Origin of the sequence: Pseudoclavibacter sp. VKM Ac-2888 (assembly GCF_015351285.1) — a bacterium.
Classification (GTDB): Bacteria; Actinomycetota; Actinomycetes; order Actinomycetales; family Microbacteriaceae; genus Pseudoclavibacter.
Window position 1 is genome coordinate 82451 of sequence record NZ_JADKSM010000003.1, and the last position, 19512, is coordinate 101962.

Consider the following 19512-nt stretch of genomic DNA (forward strand, 5'->3'; position numbering starts at 1 on the left):
CCGCACCACCACCGCGCCCGCCGCTGCTGCTGCCCCCGCTCCTGCCCCTGCCCCTGCCCCTGCCCCTGCCGAAAGTTGTGGCGAAGTGCCGCCGGGATCCCTCCCAACCGCACTTCGCCACAACTCTCAGCCCCGGGCACGATGCTCTGGATGCGAACGCCGGGGCGCGGGGCCCCGGCGCGGGCCCGAGGCTCCGCCGCACATCTCGCCACCAGCCAGCCCCAGAGACGCCGCCCACCACACTGCAACCCCTGCCCCTTCGCACGCGCCCCTGCAGCCCCAGCCCCTGCCCCTGCCCAAGGTTGTGGCAAAGTGCCGTCGGGATCCCTCCCGACCGCACTTCGCCACAACTCTCGGCGCCGGACACAGCCCCGGACGCAAGCCGCACGTCGCCCGCACCGGTCCGCGCACAACTAGCGCAGGGCCGACACTGGCCCCACCGTCACCGTCCGTCACCGGCACCTCTTCACAAGGTTGTGGCGAACTGCCGTCGGAATCCCTCCCGACCGCACTTCGCCACAACTCTCAGTACGGGGCGCGAGCCTCTGGAAGCGGAAGCGGAAGCGGAAGCGGAAGCCGGGGCGCGGGGCCCCGGCGCGAGCCCGGATCTCCGCCGCACATCTCGCCACCAGCCAGCCCCAAAGACGCCGCCCACGACACCGCTGCCCCTCCGCACGCGCCGCTGCTGCCCCTGCCCCTGCCCCTGCCCCTGCCCAAGGTTGTGGCGAAGTGCCGTCGGAATCCCTCCCGACCGCACTTTGCCACAACTCTCAGCGCCGGACGGGGGCGGGTGGCGCGGGCGCGGCTCAGCCTGCGACGACGTGCGGGGCGCTCGCTGCGGTGAACGCCTCCGCGTCCGGAAGCGCCGGATCCCACAGCTTCGCGATGACACGCGCCCCGGAGACGAGCGCGCTGTCGGGCGAGCACAGCCAGACGGCCGGCGCCGCCATGACGTCGGGGTCCAGCAGGTTGCCATCCGCCCCCTTCTTGTCGGGGCCCGAGGGCAGCAGCTCCGTGTCGGCGGCGCCACCCGGCAGCAGCAGGTTGACGGTCACCCCGCTGCCAGCCAGGTCGGTGGCCCACGAGCGTGTCATCGCCTCGAGCGCCGCCTTCGACGGGCCGTACGGTGCGTACCCGGGCCTGATCATGGTCTGCGCGCTCGTCGAGACGTTGACGATCCGCCCTTCCCGCTGCGCGAGGAAGAGCGGCATCACGGCCTGCGACATGACGAACGGACCGTTGACGTTGGTGTCGATGATCTGCGACCACGTCGCGGCAGGCACATCCCAGAAGTGCACCGGGTCGGTCGTGAAGGTTTCGCTGACGAGGCGCATGCCGCGTCCCGCGTTGTTGACGAGGGCGTGCACACCCCCGAATCGCTGGACGGTGGCGTCGACGACCTCCTGCGCTCGCTTCGGGTCGCTCACGTCCGCGACCATCGGCAGCAGCAGTTCAGCACCGCCCGGGAGCTCGGCGGCCTCCGCGACGACCTCGTCGAGGGCGGCGGATGCCCTGCTCGCGGTGATCGTGACGGCGTGGCCCGCCGCTCGCAGAGCGAGGGCCATGACGCGGCCGAGACCGCGGGACCCTCCAGTGACGATGGCGACTCTCGGAGAGGTGGTGTGTGCATCCATGCAGCTAGATTGCGTGCAATCATGACGCATTGGGTGCGATTAGCGGAATTTTTCACACGATTGCAACATGGATTGCATGCGATCTTCGCATCGGGCGTCGATCATGGACATCATGCATCTCGACTCCTTCATCAACGGCCGCCGAGTGGCCTCGCCCGCGTCGCTCGCAGTGGTCAGCCCCATCGACGGGCACACCGTCGTCGGTTCCGTCGCGAACGCGAGCCCCGAGCAGGTGCGGGATGCGCTTGCCGCAGCCCGGACCGCAGCTCCGCTCTGGGCGGCGGTCCCGGCAGCCGACCGCGCGCGACAGCTCTCGGACGCGATCGAGGACGCCGCGGCGAACCCCGACCACTCCGGGCACCTCATCGCGAGCGAGATGGGCAAGCCCGCACAGGACGCGCACGGCGAGTTCCAGTTCGCCCGGCGCCTCGCGAAGTTCTGCGCCGAGCACCTCGACGCGGTCTGCGCCGAGCAGCTCATCGACGATGCCGAGGGAACCCTGCTGCGCGTCGTCGAACCCATGGGCGTCGTCGCCGCCATCACCCCGTGGAACGCGCCCGTCATCCTCGCCGCGCTCAAGGTCATCCCGGCGCTCATGACCGGCAACACCATGGTGCTCAAGCCCTCACCGCTCGCGCCCCTCGCCGTCACCGCGTTCTACTCGGCGATCGCCGCCAGACTGCCCGCCGGTGTCCTGAACCTCGTCAACGGCGAAGGCGAGACGGGAAGCGCACTCGTCGAGAGCCCCGACGTCGACCTCATCTCCTTCACGGGCGGCCCCGCCGCGGCCCGAGCCATCGGAGCAGCCGCCGCCCGCACCATCCGCCCCACCGTCATGGAGCTCGGCGGCAACGACGCGGCGATCCTCCTCGACGACGCCGACTGGGGCCCGGAGCTCGCCGAGCGGGTCGTGTTCGGTGCCATGCTGACGAGCGGGCAGGTGTGCATGGCCATCAAGCGCGTCTACGTTCCCCGCGAGCGCCACGACGCCTTCGTCGCCGACCTCGTGGCCGCCGCCGAGCGAGTCCTTCGGGTCGGGGACCCAAGGGTCGAGGGCGTGACGATGGGCCCCGTCATCAGCGGCGACGCGCGCGCACGCCTCGAGGCCCTCCGCGAGCGGTCAGCGGATGCGGGCGGGACCGTCACCGAGATCGGCACGCTCGACGAGTCCATCACCCCCGGCGGCCATTGGGTTCGGCCCGCGCTCGTCACAGGCCTGCGCGACACGGACGAGCTCGTCCGCGAGGAGCAGTTCGGGCCGCTCCTCCCGATCCTCGCCTACGACACCGTCGACGAGGCCATCGAGCGAGCGAACGGGGTCGAGCACGGGCTTGCCTCGTCGGTGTGGAGCGTCGACATTCCGCGAGCGCAGGCCGTCGCGCGCCGACTCCGAGCGGGGTTCACGTTCATCAACTGCGCCAACCGTGCCGGAGTCTCCCTTCGAGCCCCGATGGGTGGGCGCGGGGTCAGCGGCCACGGGCGAGAGTTCGGGGAGCTCGGCCTCTCCGAGTACGTGCAGAGCCACAGCATCAACTATCCGGCGACGGCACGGGTCGGAGCGGCGATGGCCGCGAACCGGTACCCGGGGTCCTGAACGGCACGGGCCCGCGGGGAACGGCGCGTCCTCCTCGAGCGCGGCGCCGCCCTGCCGAGCACGATGCGGGTTCGCCGAGCACAGCGAGGAGGGGCCCCCGAAGCGTGCGGGGCGGTCGGTGCCGGTTAATCGGTGCCGCTCAGCGCGTGCCGGTCCCGCGCATCCAGTCGTCGCCGTTGCCGCTGAGCGACTCCTGCACCGCGGCCTCGGCGTCGCTGAGCGCACGCTCGGCGGCGTCGAGCTCGAGCTTCGTCGCGCGCTCCGCGTCGAGGCGCTCACGGTCGGCGGCCTGCCGCTCTGCGCGCTCCGAGAGCGACAAGGACAGGGAGTCGGGCAGCTGCAGGTCCTCGCTGCGGAGGGCTGCGAGCCGCGACCTCAACTCTCGCGTGCGGAGGTATGCCTCGCGGACACGAAGCATGCGCTCCGACTGCTGGCCTGCTTCGTTCGCGCTCGCATTCACAGCACCGAGCCTAGAGCGTCCCGCGGGGTCACACCGCCAGCGACGTCGCCCTGGCGGGTGCCGGCTCCTGGCAGATGCGCATCCCGGTCGGCGAGTTGGCGGAGGCGATGATGGCGCGCACCCAGTCATCGTTGATCGCGGGGAGGCGTCCGCCGATGAAACGGAACCGAAGGTCGGTCGTTGGGCTTATCCAGAGCGTCTCCCGACCGCTGCCCTGATTCGCGGGGCGCGACATGGAGAAGGCGACGCTGTGGCCCGCCCGGAGCATGCTGAGGAGTGCGACTTTGAGATGCAGGAGCGGGCGGTCGTCGATCTCCAGCTCGTGCCCTTGACTGCCGTAGTACATGAATCCCATGGGGTCACCTCTGGGTTGTGAGAAACCAAGGCGACGGATCCGTCTCGACCGCTCGGTGTGCGCCCCGAACAAGCGAAGGAGGGGCAGGGAGTACCGATTGTTCTTTGAGTGTTGCACGCGAGCGGCGCATTGCCTATGTGATCACCTGATCTCACAGCCTGCCGTTATCGGATGGGGGCACGGCCTGTCAATGCGGTTGCCCGGGGATCGCATCGGGAGTTGGGTGAGGGCCCACCCATTCCCGCATCAGCTCGTTCACCAAGAGGAGCCCATGGACTATCTCGTGCACATCAACGGCCGCGACTTCGTCGTCGGCGAGAACGCGATCGAGGGTCTGCGCTCGAGTCTGCTCGGCGCTGCCAGCGCCGGTGGCGGCTTCGTCGAGCTTCCCCACCCGACGGCGGCGGGCACGGCAGCGCTTGTGCTGCCCGAGTCGGCGGTGTGGATCGAGCCCGTCCCCGGGGAGGTCGTGGCTGACGAGGCCGGCTTCGTGCCGGACATTGCCTTCGTCGACGTGGAGGCGGCGCAGCGATAGCGGACGCATGCCGCGCTCCTCGTGGCCCGCACCTCGTACCGTGGGTGCATGAGCATCGCAGGAGAGCCCCGAGTCGCCCTCGTCACCGGCGTCGGCCGCCGCCGCTCCATCGGCGCCGCACTGGCGGTCGGCCTGGCTCGAGACGGCTGGCACCTCGCGCTCAACCACTGGCGGGCATACGACGACCGGATCGGTCTCGAGCGGTCCGGTGACGACCCGCGAGCCGTGGCGGAGGAATGCCGCGAGCTGGGCGCATCCGTGGAACTCGTCGAGGGCGACCTGAGCGACCCGGCGGTTCCGGCCATGCTCATCGGCAGGGCGCAGACCCTCGGCACGGTCTCGGGGCTCGTCATGTCGCACGCCGAATCCGTCGACAGCTCCATCCTCACGACGAGCCTCGACAGCTGGGATCGCCACTTCGCCGTCAACGCTCGAGCGACGTGGCTGCTCATCAAGTCCTTCGCCGAGCAGCTGCCCGCGACAGCCCCAACGGGCGATGCTCGTGCCAGCATCGTGGCCCTCACGAGCGACCACACCGTCGGGAACCTGCCGTACGGCGCCAGCAAGGGCGCCCTCGACCGCATCGTCACGGCGGCGGCCGCGGAGCTCGCCGACAGGGGTGTTCGCGCGAACGTCATCAACCCCGGACCGATCGACACGGGGTGGATGGACGACGCGACCCGCGCCTGGTGCCGGGAGGCGACGCCCGCCGGTCGCCTCGGGACGGCGGAGGACACCGCGAACATCGTGCGGTTCCTGCTCTCACCGCAGGGAGCCTGGATCAACGGGCAGGTGCTGTCCAGCAACGGCGGGTTCACGGTCGGATAGGTGCGGGCGGCTCGATCCGGTAGACATGACGCATGACTGCCGACCAGCGACGCCGACCGGTTCGCTTCTGGACGCTCCTGACCGTCATCATCCTGCTCGGAGTGGGGCTGGCGACGTGGCTGTTCCTCCCGGTCGCGCTGGAGGAGCACTGCGCCCAGCTCGTCGGCGCGCCGGAGACCTGCCTCGACCTGCGGCACTCGCCCGCCGGAATCCCCACCGCCTTCTCGCTCTGGTTCAACGCGCTCGGTGCGACTATCGGGGTGCCCATCATCGTCACCGTCGTCCTGCGCTTCGTTCGAGCGCAGCGTGCGACGCCACCGCCACCGCAACCCGGCTCAGCGATCGCACCCGAGGGGCGGGCCTCGTGACGCCGCCTTTCCTGCGCCCACCCTCCACGACCCGGATCTGGCTGTGGACGGCCGTGACCGCGATCCTCATCTCGCTCGCGCTGGCACCCGTGTACACGTCGACGACCTGCCTCGACGCCCTCGACCCGGCGCACACCTCCTGCGAGGTCTCGCAGCTCGGCTTCGCGGGCAACCAGACCAACGGATGGCTGTGGCTCGCCGCCGTGATCGCGACCATCGCCGTCGGGTGGATTCTCGCGCGACGCCGCAGATCTCAGCCACGTCGCTGAAGCACCGCCCGTGCCCCCAGATCTGCCCCCAGACCGGTCGCGCCCTCCCCTGCTAGCTTGAGCGCGTGGCCCCGCAGATCCCCCCGCAGCTCGCCGACCGGCACGCGCGTCACCTGCGCCGCCCTGCCACGGACACCACGCCCGAGTTCGACCTGGCCTACGCGCGAGGTGGACCGCGGGGGTCGACCCCGGTCGTCGTGATCCCGGGCGGGCCCGGCCTCGGCTCGCTGCTCCCATACCTCGGCTTCCGGAGGCGCGCCGCGCAGGGCGGCCTCGACGTCATCATGGTCGAGCACCGAGGCATCGGCTTCTCCCGCACCGACCTGGGCGGGCGCGACCTGCCGAGCTCCGCGATGAACATCATCGAGGTGATCGACGACATCGCGGCCGTGCTCGATCGGGAGGGCATCGCGCGGGCGCACATCGTCGGCGCCTCCTACGGCACATACCTCGCGTCGGCGTTCGGTGCCAGGCACCCGGACCGCGTCGCCGGCATGCTGCTCGACTCCGCCCTGCAGTCCGCCGAGTCCCTGAACCTGGAGCGGCACACGGTGCGCGAACTGTTCTGGCACGCCGACACCGCAGCCGCAGAGGCGACGCACGCGCTCATCGACAAGGGCGTCGACTCGCGCATCCTGCTCGACGTGGCCCGCGCCGCCTACGAGCTGGGCGGCGACGAGCTCCTCCTCCCCGTGCTCCGGCAGCGCGCGAACCACGCGCACACCGCAGCCTGGAGCGCCCTGCAGCTGTACGCGACCCGCGACCGGTCCATCGCCCGCTTCCCCGGCATCTACGAGTTCGACCTGTCCGGCGTCATCGGCTTCCGGGAGCTCGGCTACGGCGGCCACCCCGACGGGCTGCCGCTTGATCCCGCGCTCACCTACTCGGAGATCGCCGACCTCTTCCCCGCCTTCGCGGGCGAACCCTTCGACCTCGCCCAGGAGACGCCGAAGTTCCCCTGGCCGCTCGTGCTGCTCGTCGGCACGCGCGACCTGCGCACCCCGCCACCCATCGCGCGGGCGGTCGCCGCCACGGCTCAGGATGCGGTGCTCGTGCACATCGAGAACGGCCACTCGGCCCTCGAGTCCCACCCGCTGGTCCTGCTCAACGCCATCCGAGCACTCGTCCGCGGTCGCGAGCACTCGCTGCCCGCGGCATCCGCCGCGCTCGACCGACTCCCGCGCCGGGGGCTCGCCTCGCGCATCCCGGAGCTGCTCGGCGCCGCGACCCTCATCGAGAGCACCGTGAGGCCCTAGGACCCTGGGTTCCTAGGCCCTGGCACGTGCTGGTGCGCGGGGCCGGACTCGGCCCCGCGCAGGCAGCAGCTACTCGCTGATGATCGCGTCGACCTCGACCTCGAGCAGGAGGTCCTTCGCGACGAGGCCAGCGGTGCCGATGAACGCGCACGCCGGGCGGATCTCGCCGAAGACCTCGCCGTGCACGGCACCGACGGACTCGAAGTCGCGCTCGATATCGACGAGGAACACTCGAGTGCGCACGACGTCCGCCAGGCTGGCGCCGGCCTGCTCGAGCGCGGCGCCGATGCGCTCGAAGATCTCCCTCGCCTGCTCCTCAGCGTCGACACCCGGCGCCGTCGTGCCCGCCACGAAGACGTGGCTGCCGACCTTCACGGCCCGTGAGTAGCCGACCGTCGCCTCGTAGGGCGAACCGGAGGAGATGTTCGTGCGTTCGGTCATGAGAGGGCTCCTTCGTGAGGCAGGCGCTGAGTCCTGGCAGGGAATGTCAGCTCAGAGCATGCCACGACGGCGGAGACCTCGGAGGCCGTCGCGTCAGACGCCGACACGGTCCCGGTCGCCGTCGGCGCCGTGGCCCCCGGCGTGTGGCTCGGCGCCGCCCGACTCGAGCGCCTCGCGGGAAGCCGGCGCCTCGATCCGCGCCTGCTCCCCCGACTCGGCCTGCTCCCCCGACTCGGGGGACACCGTCGACGTCTCGCCGTCCGTCGACGCCTCCTCGCCCTTCACGACGTCGAGCATGCCCGTCGTCGCGTCCGTGTACCACTCGGTGAGCGCCGGGTCCTCGGAATCCAGCCAGGCGCCAGCCCCATGCTCCGCCTCGACGACGCTCGCCCCGAACACGAAGTCGTCCCCGTGCTCGGCGATACCGGCGCGCACACCCTCGTCGATCGCCTCCCTCGCGTAGCGGCGGCGCATCATGTACGGGTCCATGCGCAGGTCCTTCGCCCACGCCCACATGATGCCCATGACGACGAACGCGAACGGCAGCGCCGTGACGACCATGATCGCCTGCAGCCCGGAGAGCGCATCCCGTCCGCCGGCGAGCAGCAGCGACGCCGCGATGAGGCCGAGCATGAGGCCCCAGAAGATCGTGACCCACCGCGACGGGACCGGCTTGCCCTGCTGGCTCATCGACCCCATCACCATCGACGCCGAATCGGCCGACGTGACGAAGAAGATCACGATGGAGACGAGCGCGACGAGACTCGTGATGAGTCCGAACGGCAGCTCCTGCAAGAGCGCGAACAGCATGAGCTCCGGGGCGCCAGCCTCGCTGATCGGCACCCCCTGCGACTCCATCCACATGCTCGTGCCACCCACGACGCCGAACCACAGCATGCAGATGATCGACGGCACCACGATGACGACCGTCACGTACTGGCGGAGGGTGCGGCCGCGGGAGATCTTCGCGATGAACAGCCCCACGAACGGCGTCCACGACACCCACCAGGCCCAGTAGTAGGTCGTCCAGGCCTGCATGAACGCCTCGGTGTCCCCGTCCATCTCCGTGTTGCGCATGAGCATCGTGCCGAGCTCACCGAAGAACGCGACACCGGAGGCCGGGATGAGGTTCAGGAGCAGCAGCGTGGGTCCGGCGATGAAGATGAACACGCCGAGGAGGCCCGCGACCACCATGTTCACGTGCGACAACATGCGGATGCCTCGCTTGACGCCCGAGACGGCGGACAGGATGAAGAGGGCCGTGAGCACCGCGATCGTCGCGATGAGGAAGCCGTTGCCGAGCTCGCCGATGCCGGTGACGACTTGCACGCCCGACGCGATCTGCAGCGCCCCGATGCCCAGCGAGACGGCCGTGCCGAAGAGGGTCACGAGGATCGCGAACACGTCGATGATGGGCCCGAACCAGCCCTGCGTGCGCTGCGAGAACACCGACTCGAACAGCGCCGAGATGAGCGGCGCGCGGCCACGGCGGTAGGAGGCGTACGCGATGGCCCCGCCGACGAGCGCGTAGTACGCCCACGCCATGGGCCCCCAGTGCAGCACCGTCTGCGCGAGCGCCGTGTGCATCGCATCCACGGTACCCGACTCCGCGTCGAAGCCGTGCGGTGGTGCGAGGAAGTAGGTGAGCGGCTCCATGGGTCCGTAGAAGAGGAGGCCGATGCCGATGCCCGCCGAGAAGAGCATCGCGATCCACGACACCATCGAGAACTCGGGTTTCTCGTCGTCCGCGCCGAGCCTCACACCGCCCGTTCGCCCGTAGCCGACGACGAGCATGAAGACGGCGACGGCGATCGTGAGCACCGAGAACAGCCAGCCGAAGCTGCCCGTCACCCAGTCGAGCGAGGCCGTGCCGACCGCCGCGAGGCTGTCGGGCGAGACGAGCGCCCAGGCGATGACCGCGACGACGCCAGCGCCGGCGATGCCGAACACCGACCAGTTCGTGCGGAACGAGCGGCCGGTCTGCTCGACGCCGATGCCGGGAACGAGGGCCGGATGCACCGGATCCGGGTCGATCACCTCCCGGATGATGCGCGTCACCGGCTTGCGCTGCGGTCCGATCAAGGAGGGTGGTGTGTCCTGTGAGCTCATGGCGTTGGGATCATCCGTTTCTCTTGGGGGAAGGCAAACGGGGTGCAACGTTACCCGAACGGGGCGTCGGACCCACTTCCGCGAGGGGCCAGCGCAGCCGGAAGCGGCCCCGTTCGCCGAGGAATCTCGGAGACTGCTCGGACACACTTGGAGGCTGGTGCGCATCCGCCATCGCCCCCGAACGCGAAGGAATCTCCATGTCGCTCAACATCGCCGACCTCAAGATCACCAGCCCCGACTTCGAGGCTGGCACTCGCCTCGCCGACCAGTTCGCGGCCGATGGAGGCAATGCCGCCCCGCGCCTCGAGATCACCGGAGTGCCCGCGGAAGCCGTCGAGCTCGCCCTCATCGTCCACGACCCGGATGCACCGCTCCCCCTCGGCTTCACCCACTGGGTCGTCTACGGGCTCCCCGCCCAGGACGGCGTGATCGACGCGGGCGCCGACCATGCACGCGTCGCCGAGAACACCGCAGGGAAGGCCGAGTACATGGGGCCGAAGCCGCCAGCTGGCCACGGCGACCACCACTACTTCTTCACCGTCTACGCGCTCGACCACCACGTCGAGGGAACCCCCTCACGAGAGGAGTTCCTCGACGGCTACGCGCACGCCATCCTCGAGCAGAACCGAGTCGTGGGCCTCTACTCGAACTAGGGCACGGTCACGCGATCGGAGGGCGGGGCACATCGCTTCGCCCTCCAGCGCTTGGGCGCGGGCAGAGCATGTCGTCGCTACCAGTGAACTCGACTGCCCACGAAGAGCGTGATGTACTCAGCTCCGACCGAGTACTGAGCCGTGTACTCGCTCGATGACAGGATGACGTCCGGCAGCCCAGGCCGAGAACGGCTCTCAGAGCCCTCGGCCGTCCAGCCTTCCGCAGCCAACGCCGTCATCCAAGCCTGCACCTGCACCTGCCCAGCGACGGGGACTCGCATCGTCCACGAGCTGGTGGACGTCCCGACGCTGGAGTCGCTCGATTCGCCGAGCTCCTCCCGGAGGATGCAGTCCTCGAACTGCACATCGCTCGGGAATGGGAAGCCAACCCAGGTCTCGGACGGTGTTGTCCGTGTCGCCGTGACGGTACCGGGGCTCGTCTCCTCTTGGAGCATGAGTCGGTACCCGCCGGGCTCGAGAGGCTCCCAGCTCACGATCTTCGTCGCGTCGGCCGCGCTCGGGGCGTTCTGCATGCGCCCGTCTTCCGCGAACTCCCCATCCGCGTCCCAGATCGGCCCGTCACCGCCATTCGACTGCGCGTCCCCGGCTACGGCGAACTCAGCGAGGACGCTTTCGAGGTAGTCGGCAACGGTCTCGTCGGTGGCCGTGGGACTCCACGCGAGCACGTGCAGAAGCCGTCCATCGCAGGCGAACGCATTCTCGGCCCGGTCGAAGCGCAGGCCGTCTGGTACGGGAAGCGTCATCCCCGATGGCCAGTCGAACCCTGCCACGAAGCCGCCGAGTGACGAGGCCTCGGGCGTCGGCGGGGCTGACGGCAGTCCGCTCGCTCCCGTGGGCGTCGCCGATGTCGATGCTGCAGCCTCCGGTGCGGGTTCCTCCGCGACCGCACAGGCGGAGATGCCGATCACGAGGAGCAGGGCGACGGCCAGAGCGGCGCGGCGGGAGGCATGGCGGGACATGTCTCAGAAGCTACCGACGCGACTCCGAGTGCCGGTCCGATTCGCCGTTCAGAACTGTTCGAAAACGGGGCTCGAGGGGCGGCCGTCGCGTCGCCGAGGGGGCGGTGCCGCCGGACTCCAGCGGGTGTGAGCGCTCTCAGAGCTTGGTGACGAGGGGAAGATGCTCGCCAGAGAGACCGAACCGGCCGCGGAGGACCGCGAAGACACCGAGGGCAACGCACCCCGTGAGCAGCTTGTCCATGACCGAGGTGACGATGTTCGCCGAGAAGACCGCCGCCATGAAGGGAACGCTCATGGCTTCCAGCGAGAGCACGGACACCTTCGACGCGTGCCCACCCTCTGCGTCGAAGAGCGTCGCGACGACCGGGGCGGCGACGAGCGCGCAGGCAAGAGCCGCGATGAGGTTGAGGACAAGGAAGCGGACCAGCCCGGAGCCCATCCCGAATCGGCGAACCCCGTAGCCCCAGACGAGCGCCCCCACGATGTTCACCGGGAGGAACGAGAGCGTCTCAGGATCTCCGACCACGAACCCGAGCGAGCTGGAGGCAACCGCGACGATGACGCCGTGCCACGGCCCGAGGGCCAGGGCCGCCACGGCGGTGCCCACCATGTCGAGGTACGCGGAGAGCCTGAAGACGTTGGCAGTGATGAGGCCGAGCAGGTTGATCCCCACGCACACCAGGAGCAGCAGCACGACGGCCCACGTGGCCGGTGTGGAGCTCCCGACAGGGGCCATCGGCTCCCCAGCAGCTGGCGCAGGTCGCGCAGCGGGCGTGACTTCCCTCGACTGCTCCCGAAGGGCTTGGTCCTGTGCTGTCCGTCGCGCGTCACGGCATCGCCGCACCCACGAATCCGCCTCACGCTCGTCTGCGCCGAGCGCGGTCACGATGTCTCGGAGCAGCTCGGTGTCCAGCCTCGTTCGACCCGCCCGGAAAGCGTTGTAGACCGTCGATCGCGCAGGAATCGCCGCCGCCGCATGCACGCCTCTGCCCAACCGGAGGTCGGTGATTCGACGCACGAGCTCGGCATAGGAGACCGCCCCGGAGGCTTCCCGCAGCTCGCGAAGATCGAACGCGATCCTGTCGAAGGAATCGGGACCGAGCGAAGTCGGAGAGTTCGGCACCACCGCTCCTTCGTCTCCCCAGAGCTCAGCCCGCGCATTCAGGAGGAAGGGCTCTCTCACGTATCTCGCCGGTGCAAACCTACACGGAAGCCCGTTCGACTGTTCAGCCTTGTGCGAAAACGCCAGACCACGGCAGAACCGGTGAAGACGGCTCCTACCGTGAGAGGGAACGACACGCGCCGTCGCGCCTGTCTGCACCTCATCGGAAGGCGGAGGATCTCTTGGGCAAGCGCAATCGAATGGACACGGCGAGGGCGTTCGTGCTGGGGATGAGCGGGCTGCTCGTGCTCACCGGATGCGCGAGCACGAGCACGCCTGGCGGTCCGAGCTCCGCGCCGTCCGAGACCACGCAGGACCCGCCGGCGACATCGATGCCGATCACCACTCCGGCGCCCATCAGTCTCCCGACCTGCGACGACATGAACGCGACTGCCCTGCAGCAGTACCTCGACTACGGCCCCGAGGTCTTCAGCGTGCCAGCCGGTGAAACCGACCGCGCGACCTTCGACGAACTCGCTGGCACGAATGCGCAGGCGGCGATGGACGCGGCGGCGCAGACGCGGGGCTGCCAGTGGCCCGTGCACATGGAGGGCATGGTGACGCAGTACGTCTCAGAACTCGACGCCGCCCAGCAGGGTCCCCTCATCGACGCGCTCCGCGACGACCCGGACGCAACGGAGGCGTCCGTCGGCGACGCGGCCACGTTCACGTACGTCATCCAGGCGCCAAGCCTCGCGATGGCGAACACGCAGGCCACCCACATCTTCCTCGGGGACACCTGGACGGTGATCTTCGACCGCGCGGGCCAGCGAGACTACGTGCAGGCCGCCATCGACGGGCTCCTCCGAGCAAACCCGGCGCTCGCCGACAGCGCCCCGGAAGACGGCGATGCCGAAGCGTCCGATGCCGGTCAGTGCTCGGGACTGACGGGCAGCGCGGCTCTCGCCAAATGGGCGCCGGAGGCCGAAGGAAGCATGCCGTGGGACCTCACGGGGCAGTTCAGTGACACGAGTGGCTACGACGACTGCGCGGCCCTCTCCTGGGTGCAGTTGCGGCCGGAGTCCTGCTGCACGCGGTTCTCGGTGACACCACTGCTGCTCTTCCACGACGGCGTGTTCGTGCCGCCGACGACCGGTGACTACGCGGTCGAGTCCGTGCAGCGCATCTCCGACGGCGAGATCTCCGTGACCTACATGTGGCAGGGCGAGGACATCGCCGGGCCAGCGAAGACGGCAACCTCCGTGTACGCCTGGGACGAGGCGAGCGCGTCGATCACGCGGACCGGCGAGCTTCCGCCCATGTGACCGACCGGCCCTGCTCAGCTTCAGCCGCCCCGCCTAGAGTTGGTGCGGTGACCCACCCCCACGATGACGCCCAGGGAGTCAGAGGCGAGCTCGCCCAGGACACCACCATCGACAATCGCACCCCGAGGCCACCCCGGTCGAAGGCTGGACGCGCCGTCGAGCAGAGCGTTCGGGTCGTCGGCGACAAGGTCGGGCCCAACAGCGCACTCATCCTGCTGCTCGTGATCGGACTCGCGATCGTGGTCGGGCTCAGCGCCCTCGCGGCCGAGATCTACGAGAACGTGACCGACAGCGACGGCGTGGCTGGCCTCGATCAGCCCCTCCTCGACTACGCCATCACCCTGCGAGCGCCGCTCGCCGACATGCTCATCACGGCGTACACCGACATCGCCGGGCAGATCGGCATGCCCATCATCGCCGTCGCCGCGCTCCTCATCCTCTCCATCCGGCGCCGCTCCTGGACGCCCGTGATCCTCATCGTCGCCGCGGGCGGCGGGTCGCTGCTCATGACGGTCGCGGGGAAGAACCTCATCGGCCGGGTCCGCCCGGACCAAGCGGAAGCCGTGCCGCCGTACGAGCACTCGGCGTCGTTCCCCAGCGGGCACACCCTCAACGCGGTGGCAGTCGTCGGGGTCATCGCGTACCTGCTCATCCTGCGCAGACAGACCAAGCGCGCACGGGTGCTGATCGCGCTCGGCGCCGTGGTCTTCGCGATCACGGTCGGGATCTCGCGGGTGTATCTCGGGCACCACTGGTTCACGGATGTGCTCGCCGGCTGGGTGCTCGGCGCGGCCTGGCTCGCGTTCGTGATCTTCGCGCACCGCGTGTACCTGTCGATCCGCGAGCATCGTCACGAGCGGCGCGCGGCGCTCGACTCGGCGAACAACCCACAGTGACGACGTCTCCGCAACCCCTTCGCACGGGTGTCCCAGGATGACGGAGGCACCACTCAAGCCCCGTGCCTAGGGTCGGGACATGGTTCAATTCAAGAAGCGAGTGTCCACTGTCATCGCCGGTGCCGTCGTCGCGGGCGGCCTCATGTTCGGCGGGGCGACCGCCGCGCAGGCAGCCACCGCCAACATGAGCGTCGGGCCGTTCTCGACGGTGAGCGAGTGCGAGGCGGCCAAGATCACGTACATCTCCTCCTGGACGAAGATCAGCCAGGGATGCACGTACTACCCGCAGCAGGGTGGCTTCACCGACAACGGGTACTACTTCCACTACCGCGCGATCGCCTGAGCTGCGACTCCAGCAGATCTCGAACGACTCCGCCCCGCATCCACGATGGATGCGGGGCGGAGTCTCGTTCAACGGGGCTCAGCTGTGCTCAGCCGGGCTCGGCGGGGTTGAGCAGGGGTCCGGCGGTGCTCAGACGCGCTGCTCGTGCACGGCCTCGAGCGCGACGAGATCCTCGGGGAGCATCCCGTCGATCGGCTCCCCATTCCAGACGATGTCGTCGCCGAGCGCGGCGAGCAGCTCCTTGCGCTCACCGTGGGTGAGCTGCGCACCGTGCACGATCGTCGCGGGGCTCCACAGCATCGCGAGCTCGTCGTGCCAGCCCGCACCGATGTCGCGCACGTGCAGCAGGTCGTGGAGCGACTTCGGGAGGTGCTTGATGGGCTCGGCGAACGCATCCGCCAGCACCGCCAGCTTCACCTGACGTTCGACGCCAGGCGCCACGACGAACGGCTCGGAGTTCGTGCCCTGGAAGGCGGCCGAGACCTCGTCGGCTTCGAGCAGGATGACACCGCTGGTGGGGCGCGGGTTGCATTCGATCGCGAAGAGCCCGCCATCGTTGTCGACGAAGTCGAACGACAGCTGGCCCGTGTAGTTCGGGTCGAGGGTGTCGACGAGCCGCTGCGTGTAGTCGAGCGTCTCCGTGCTGTCAATCGCGAGGAACGAGATGCCCGTGCTGTGCGCCCACTGCTCGGGTGCGCGGTACGTGCAGTGCGCCGTGACACGGCCGTCGACGACGATGCTGTAGGTGCAGATCATGGGGCCGTCCACGAAGGGCTGCACGAGCCACGGCTGGTCGGGCGTCGGCGCGGCCTCGTCGACCGACATCTTGCCCGCGAGCGGACCCGTGTTGGTGAGGAGCCCGACGCCGCCACGCGAGAACGCGGCGCGAGCGAAGAACTTCGGGTACGCGTCGATGGCCGCGAGCAGCTCCTCGTGGCTCGTCGCGACGATCGTCTCGGGCACCGGCACGCCTGCCTCCTGCGCGAGCCGCTTGAAGCTGGCCTTGTCGTGCAGGCGCGCGAGCTGCTCGAATCCGCCCGTGAACACGCTCGTGCCGTCCGGGAGCTCGTGGCCGCGGGCTGCGAGGTAGAAGGCTTCCTCGAACGTCGGGATGACGACCTCGATGTGCTGCTCTGCCGCGATCTTCGCGACGTCGGCGATGAACTCGTCCGTCTTGGCGCGCGGCGAGTTCGTCACGAAATGCCCCGCGAGGTACCTCGAGTGGCTGCCGATGGCCCCCTCGTACGTGTCGCTCGCGAACACCGTGTGGCCCGTGCTGCCGAGCTTGCGGATGATGTCGAGCGCAAACGTGTTCCGGGAACTGGTGACAAGTACTCGCACGGTGGATCCTCTCGAAGGGGGAGATCGGGGTCACGCCAGCCTAGTGAAGTGCTCCTCGCCGCCTCGCCCCGGGGATTCGCGGGCAAACTCCCCGTCGAACTCCCCGTTTCGGCATCGCGGGCCGACGTGCCGGTCGCCACTCCCGGCGATGTCGGTGGCCGGTGCTGTACTGGGCGGATGGAGATTCAGGGGTGGGTTGCGCTGAGCTTTGTGCTCGGGGCGACGGTTGCAGTCATCATCGCGCTCGTGGTTCGGATGCGCGCGAACAGGCGCTGGCGGGCGACGCTCGACGAGCGGCAGAACGCCGCCGAGGTCGAGCGGCAGGCGCTCACCGCCGAGGCCGAGCGCGCCCACGCGGAGCTCCGGCAGCAGAAGCAGGAGCTGCAGGAAGATGCTGAGGCGCGCCTTGAGCGCCTCGCACTCCAGCACGAGGCCGCGTTCCAAGACCGGCGGATGCTCGTCGACTTCCTCAAGGAACGCGCCAGGCGTTCGATCGAGACAGAACTCGTGTCCCGGGAGGCGATCCTGCGGGCCAGCGAGACACTCGGGCTGAACGGCGTGCTCGCGACCCGCACGTTCATCCTCATCCAGGAGGGCATGAGCACCAACCGCCATGTCATCCAGCTCGACCACGTGCTGCTCACCGACGCGGGCGCCCTCCTCATCGACCACAGGACCTGGGACGGCGTCATCTTCGACGGGGTCCGGCCCAGCGAGGCGCAGCCGGCCTTCGGCAACCTCGTCGACGATGTGGCGCTGCGTCCACCGTTCGCCCTGCAGATCACGAGCGGCGCCGCCACCACCCCAGACAGCACCGCCCCGCACGGCGGCGCCGCGGAGAGCTCCCTCCGGGTGCTGACGCACCTCGGGCAGTCAGCACCGCGCAGCCAGGCGCTCGCCCATGCGACGCACCTCGCGGGTCTGAGCGAGCAGACCCTCGGCGAGTCCATCGCCGTCGACACCTGCGTCTTCTACTCGAACGCCACCGCGACCGTCTACACCGATGCCGCCACGCTCACGCCATCAGCCGACCGCACGGCCGTCGTCGCCGACGAGGCCCAGTTCCTCGACCTCCTCACGCGGCGCGAGCGCGCCAGGCGCCGCCCGCTCGAGGTCGAGCAGATCGAGCGGCTCACGGCGCTCCTCCACGAACAGGGCGCGAAGATCGACGCATTCGGCGACTACGCGCGCCTGATGCCCGCGGCCGAGCCGCTGGACGAGGCGGACGCGGATGCGCAAACAGGTGCGGGCGCAGGAGCAGGGGCAGGCGCGAGTGCGAGTGCCGATGCGGGCGCCGAGGCATTGGTGCCGGCCGGCAGCGTCTCGGGGTAGCGTCCGGGCGGCCGTGCTGCGCTGGGCTGGGCTGGGCTGCGCTTGCCGGCTGGGCTCTACCGCGTGGCTGAAGAGCTGCAGCGCGTGGCCGAAGACATACAGCGCGTGCCGAGGAGATACACGAAAGGCCCCGCTCAGCGGGGCCTTTTCGTCATGTTCACATCTGTGGTGTTCACATTTGCTGGGGTACCTGGACTCGAACCAAGAACAAAGGTACCAGAAACCTCCGTGTTGCCAATTACACCATACCCCACTGGCACCGAAGCGCCTCAGAGAGCATAGCGCACTCCCGGAGGCTGGACAAATCAGCGCGTCGAACGACCGGGTCGCGCCCGTCGCGCCCTCGACTCAGAGGCCCAGCAGGTCCCGGTCGACCGCCATGCCGGTCTGTGCCCCGTTGCCCGCGGCGACGATGAGCATCTGCGGCCCCGGGCCCGTCAGCTCGCCCGTCGCGTAGATGCCGGGCACGCTCGTGCGGCCCTGCGCATCCGCCGCCACGAGGCCGGAGCCGTCGAACTCGATGCCGAGCTCGCTCGCGAAGTCGAGCTTCGCGACGTAATCGGGCCGCACGAACACGGCCTCGGCCGTCACGACGTCGCCGTCGGCGAGCGCAACGCCCGTCACGCCACCCGGTCCGCCCTCGACGTCGACGACGTCACGCGTCTCGACGACCACGCCGCGTTCGACGAGGTCGAGCTCCTGCAGCTCGGCGAGCTGCCCCTCGGCCGCGAAGACCGTGAGCGCTCCGGTGAAGCGTGTGAGCTGCACCGCCCGCTCGTACAGGTCGGTGACGCCGGGTGCCGCGATGACCGAGACTCGGCGGTCGCGCTGCGTCCATCCGTCGCACTCGACGCAGCTGTGGATGCTCGTACCGTAGAACGCGCGCAGCATGGGCAGGGCGGGCAGCACCTCGGTGAGGCCCGTCGCGAAGACGACCGAGCGTGCGAACACGGCTCGTGCGGGCGTGCCGCGCACGCCCTTCGCCTCGACCGCGAAGCGGTACGGAACCCGCACGCCGTCGCGGCGACGCGACGCGATCTCACGTGGGTCGGCGGTCGTCGGCTGACCCCCAGCGCCCGCCACCCCACCGGCGACGAAGCCGAACGAGCCCTCGAATGCCGGCCCCTGCGACACCTCCGCGCCGACGACCTCCTCCTCGGTGAGCGCGCGGACGCGCGTGACCTGGGCGAACTGGATCTCGGCATCCTCGTAGGCCTCCACGTCTTCGCGGCCGAGCCTGCGCAGCTCGTTCGGAGGAGTGTGGTCGCGGGTCAGGAACCCGTGGGCTTCCAGCGTCGCCGAGTGGCGGGGTCGGTTGCCGTCGAGCACCAGGGTCGAGTAGCGGTGCCGCGCGAGGATCAGCGCGGCCTGCAGCCCGGCAGGGCCACCCCCGATGACGACGACGTCATAGTGCGTGCCCAACGCCTCGGTCATGCGGTCCTCCCGGAGTCTCGCGCCCACCAGCTCAGGACGGCGGGCATCCTCTTAGGTTAGCCTCACCCGTCGCGACGTGCGAGGGCGGCGCGAGTCGCCGAGCATCCCCGCGAGCGCCGCGTGCGTGCCAACTCCCCCGCGAGCGAGCCCACTCCCCCACAAACGAGTCTCGGGATGGGGAACGCGCTTCCGGATGGGAAAGAACCCATCCGGAAGCGCGCTCCCCATCCCGAGACGAAGCGCGGAGGCGCGGCCAG

General features: G+C 69.7%; 20 protein-coding genes and 1 tRNA gene. 11 read left to right on the forward strand and 10 right to left on the reverse strand.

Translation table 11 applies throughout. The features are described 5' to 3' along the window. Positions 1-806: 806 nt before the first annotated feature. The gene (locus ITJ61_RS17745; RefSeq protein ID WP_194687013.1) at positions 807-1634 is read right to left on the reverse strand and encodes an SDR family NAD(P)-dependent oxidoreductase; all 828 of its coding nucleotides are present in this window, start codon (positions 1632-1634) and stop codon (positions 807-809) included. Positions 1635-1710: 76 nt separating this feature from the next. Here ITJ61_RS17745 and ITJ61_RS17750 point away from each other — a divergent pair, with 76 nt between their 5' ends. After that, positions 1711-3228 (forward strand): aldehyde dehydrogenase family protein, encoded by a 1518-nt coding sequence (locus ITJ61_RS17750; protein WP_194687014.1) that lies wholly within the window; start codon positions 1711-1713, stop codon positions 3226-3228. A 139-nt stretch (positions 3229-3367) separates the two neighbouring features. Here ITJ61_RS17750 and ITJ61_RS17755 read toward each other — a convergent pair whose 3' ends face one another. Both ITJ61_RS17755 and ITJ61_RS17760 read right to left on the reverse strand, forming a co-directional pair. Then, the gene (locus tag ITJ61_RS17755) at positions 3368-3688 is read right to left on the reverse strand and encodes a hypothetical protein (RefSeq protein WP_104298375.1); all 321 of its coding nucleotides are present in this window, start codon (positions 3686-3688) and stop codon (positions 3368-3370) included. Between the two features lie 28 nt (positions 3689-3716). Continuing rightward, entirely contained in the window at positions 3717-4043 is a 327-nt protein-coding gene (locus tag ITJ61_RS17760) for an ATP-dependent DNA ligase (RefSeq protein WP_104240491.1), read from the reverse strand. Between the two features lie 271 nt (positions 4044-4314). Between ITJ61_RS17760 and ITJ61_RS17765 the strand changes: the two genes are divergently transcribed. From ITJ61_RS17765 to ITJ61_RS17785, 5 genes are all read left to right on the forward strand, one after another. Continuing rightward, positions 4315-4578 (forward strand): hypothetical protein, encoded by a 264-nt coding sequence (locus ITJ61_RS17765; RefSeq protein ID WP_104240490.1) that lies wholly within the window; start codon positions 4315-4317, stop codon positions 4576-4578. 48 nt (positions 4579-4626) lie between these two features. Beyond that, a complete protein-coding gene (locus tag ITJ61_RS17770) occupies positions 4627-5406 on the forward strand; it encodes an SDR family oxidoreductase (RefSeq protein WP_194687015.1) in 780 nt (259 codons plus the stop codon). A 32-nt stretch (positions 5407-5438) separates the two neighbouring features. Continuing rightward, complete coding sequence (locus ITJ61_RS17775) at positions 5439-5774, forward strand: hypothetical protein (protein ID WP_194687016.1); 336 nt, start codon at positions 5439-5441, stop codon at positions 5772-5774. Next, positions 5771-6043, forward strand: coding sequence for a hypothetical protein (locus ITJ61_RS17780; protein WP_194687017.1), 273 nt, complete (start codon positions 5771-5773; stop codon positions 6041-6043). The genes ITJ61_RS17775 and ITJ61_RS17780 overlap by 4 nt, the downstream gene beginning before the upstream one ends. A gap of 65 nt (positions 6044-6108) precedes the next feature. Continuing rightward, complete coding sequence (locus ITJ61_RS17785) at positions 6109-7299, forward strand: alpha/beta hydrolase (protein ID WP_323744404.1); 1191 nt, start codon at positions 6109-6111, stop codon at positions 7297-7299. Between the two features lie 69 nt (positions 7300-7368). Here the strand turns inward: ITJ61_RS17785 and ITJ61_RS17790 are convergent, their stop codons facing one another. Continuing rightward, positions 7369-7740: a RidA family protein gene (locus ITJ61_RS17790; RefSeq protein ID WP_104240486.1), complete on the reverse strand. Its 372-nt coding sequence runs from the start codon at positions 7738-7740 to the stop codon at positions 7369-7371. 93 nt (positions 7741-7833) lie between these two features. Beyond that, positions 7834-9849, reverse strand: coding sequence for a BCCT family transporter (locus ITJ61_RS17795; RefSeq protein WP_194687018.1), 2016 nt, complete (start codon positions 9847-9849; stop codon positions 7834-7836). A gap of 197 nt (positions 9850-10046) precedes the next feature. On the opposite strand from ITJ61_RS17795, the gene ITJ61_RS17800 reads away from it, so the two are divergent. Further along, positions 10047-10502, forward strand: coding sequence for a YbhB/YbcL family Raf kinase inhibitor-like protein (locus ITJ61_RS17800; protein WP_104240484.1), 456 nt, complete (start codon positions 10047-10049; stop codon positions 10500-10502). Positions 10503-10579: 77 nt separating this feature from the next. Here the strand turns inward: ITJ61_RS17800 and ITJ61_RS17805 are convergent, their stop codons facing one another. Next, on the reverse strand, positions 10580-11482 hold the full coding sequence (locus ITJ61_RS17805) for a hypothetical protein (protein WP_194687019.1): 903 nt from the start codon (positions 11480-11482) through the stop codon (positions 10580-10582). 136 nt (positions 11483-11618) lie between these two features. Further along, entirely contained in the window at positions 11619-12605 is a 987-nt protein-coding gene (locus ITJ61_RS17810) for an ECF transporter S component (RefSeq protein WP_194687020.1), read from the reverse strand. A gap of 239 nt (positions 12606-12844) precedes the next feature. Here ITJ61_RS17810 and ITJ61_RS17815 point away from each other — a divergent pair, with 239 nt between their 5' ends. The 3 genes from ITJ61_RS17815 to ITJ61_RS17825 all read left to right on the forward strand — a co-directional run bounded on the left by ITJ61_RS17815 (position 12845) and on the right by ITJ61_RS17825 (position 15148). Next, on the forward strand, positions 12845-13909 hold the full coding sequence (locus ITJ61_RS17815) for an LppP/LprE family lipoprotein (RefSeq protein ID WP_194687021.1): 1065 nt from the start codon (positions 12845-12847) through the stop codon (positions 13907-13909). 47 nt (positions 13910-13956) lie between these two features. Further along, on the forward strand, positions 13957-14805 hold the full coding sequence (locus ITJ61_RS20415; protein WP_194687022.1) for a phosphatase PAP2 family protein: 849 nt from the start codon (positions 13957-13959) through the stop codon (positions 14803-14805). 79 nt (positions 14806-14884) lie between these two features. After that, positions 14885-15148: a hypothetical protein gene (locus tag ITJ61_RS17825; protein ID WP_194687023.1), complete on the forward strand. Its 264-nt coding sequence runs from the start codon at positions 14885-14887 to the stop codon at positions 15146-15148. 129 nt (positions 15149-15277) lie between these two features. On the opposite strand, the gene ITJ61_RS17830 is transcribed toward ITJ61_RS17825, so the two are convergent. After that, positions 15278-16489 carry a carbamoyl-phosphate synthase large subunit gene (locus ITJ61_RS17830; RefSeq protein ID WP_194687024.1) on the reverse strand — a complete coding sequence of 404 codons (1212 nt, stop codon included), beginning with the start codon at positions 16487-16489 and terminating at the stop codon, positions 15278-15280. Positions 16490-16666: 177 nt separating this feature from the next. Here ITJ61_RS17830 and ITJ61_RS17835 point away from each other — a divergent pair, with 177 nt between their 5' ends. Next, positions 16667-17821, forward strand: coding sequence for a hypothetical protein (locus ITJ61_RS17835; protein WP_194687025.1), 1155 nt, complete (start codon positions 16667-16669; stop codon positions 17819-17821). Positions 17822-18002: 181 nt separating this feature from the next. On the opposite strand, the gene ITJ61_RS17840 is transcribed toward ITJ61_RS17835, so the two are convergent. Together ITJ61_RS17840 and ITJ61_RS17845 are read right to left on the reverse strand one after the other, a co-directional pair. Then, a tRNA-Gln gene (locus ITJ61_RS17840) sits at positions 18003-18074 on the reverse strand. 95 nt (positions 18075-18169) lie between these two features. After that, positions 18170-19255 (reverse strand): NAD(P)/FAD-dependent oxidoreductase, encoded by a 1086-nt coding sequence (locus tag ITJ61_RS17845; protein WP_104298363.1) that lies wholly within the window; start codon positions 19253-19255, stop codon positions 18170-18172. Positions 19256-19512 lie beyond the last annotated feature (257 nt).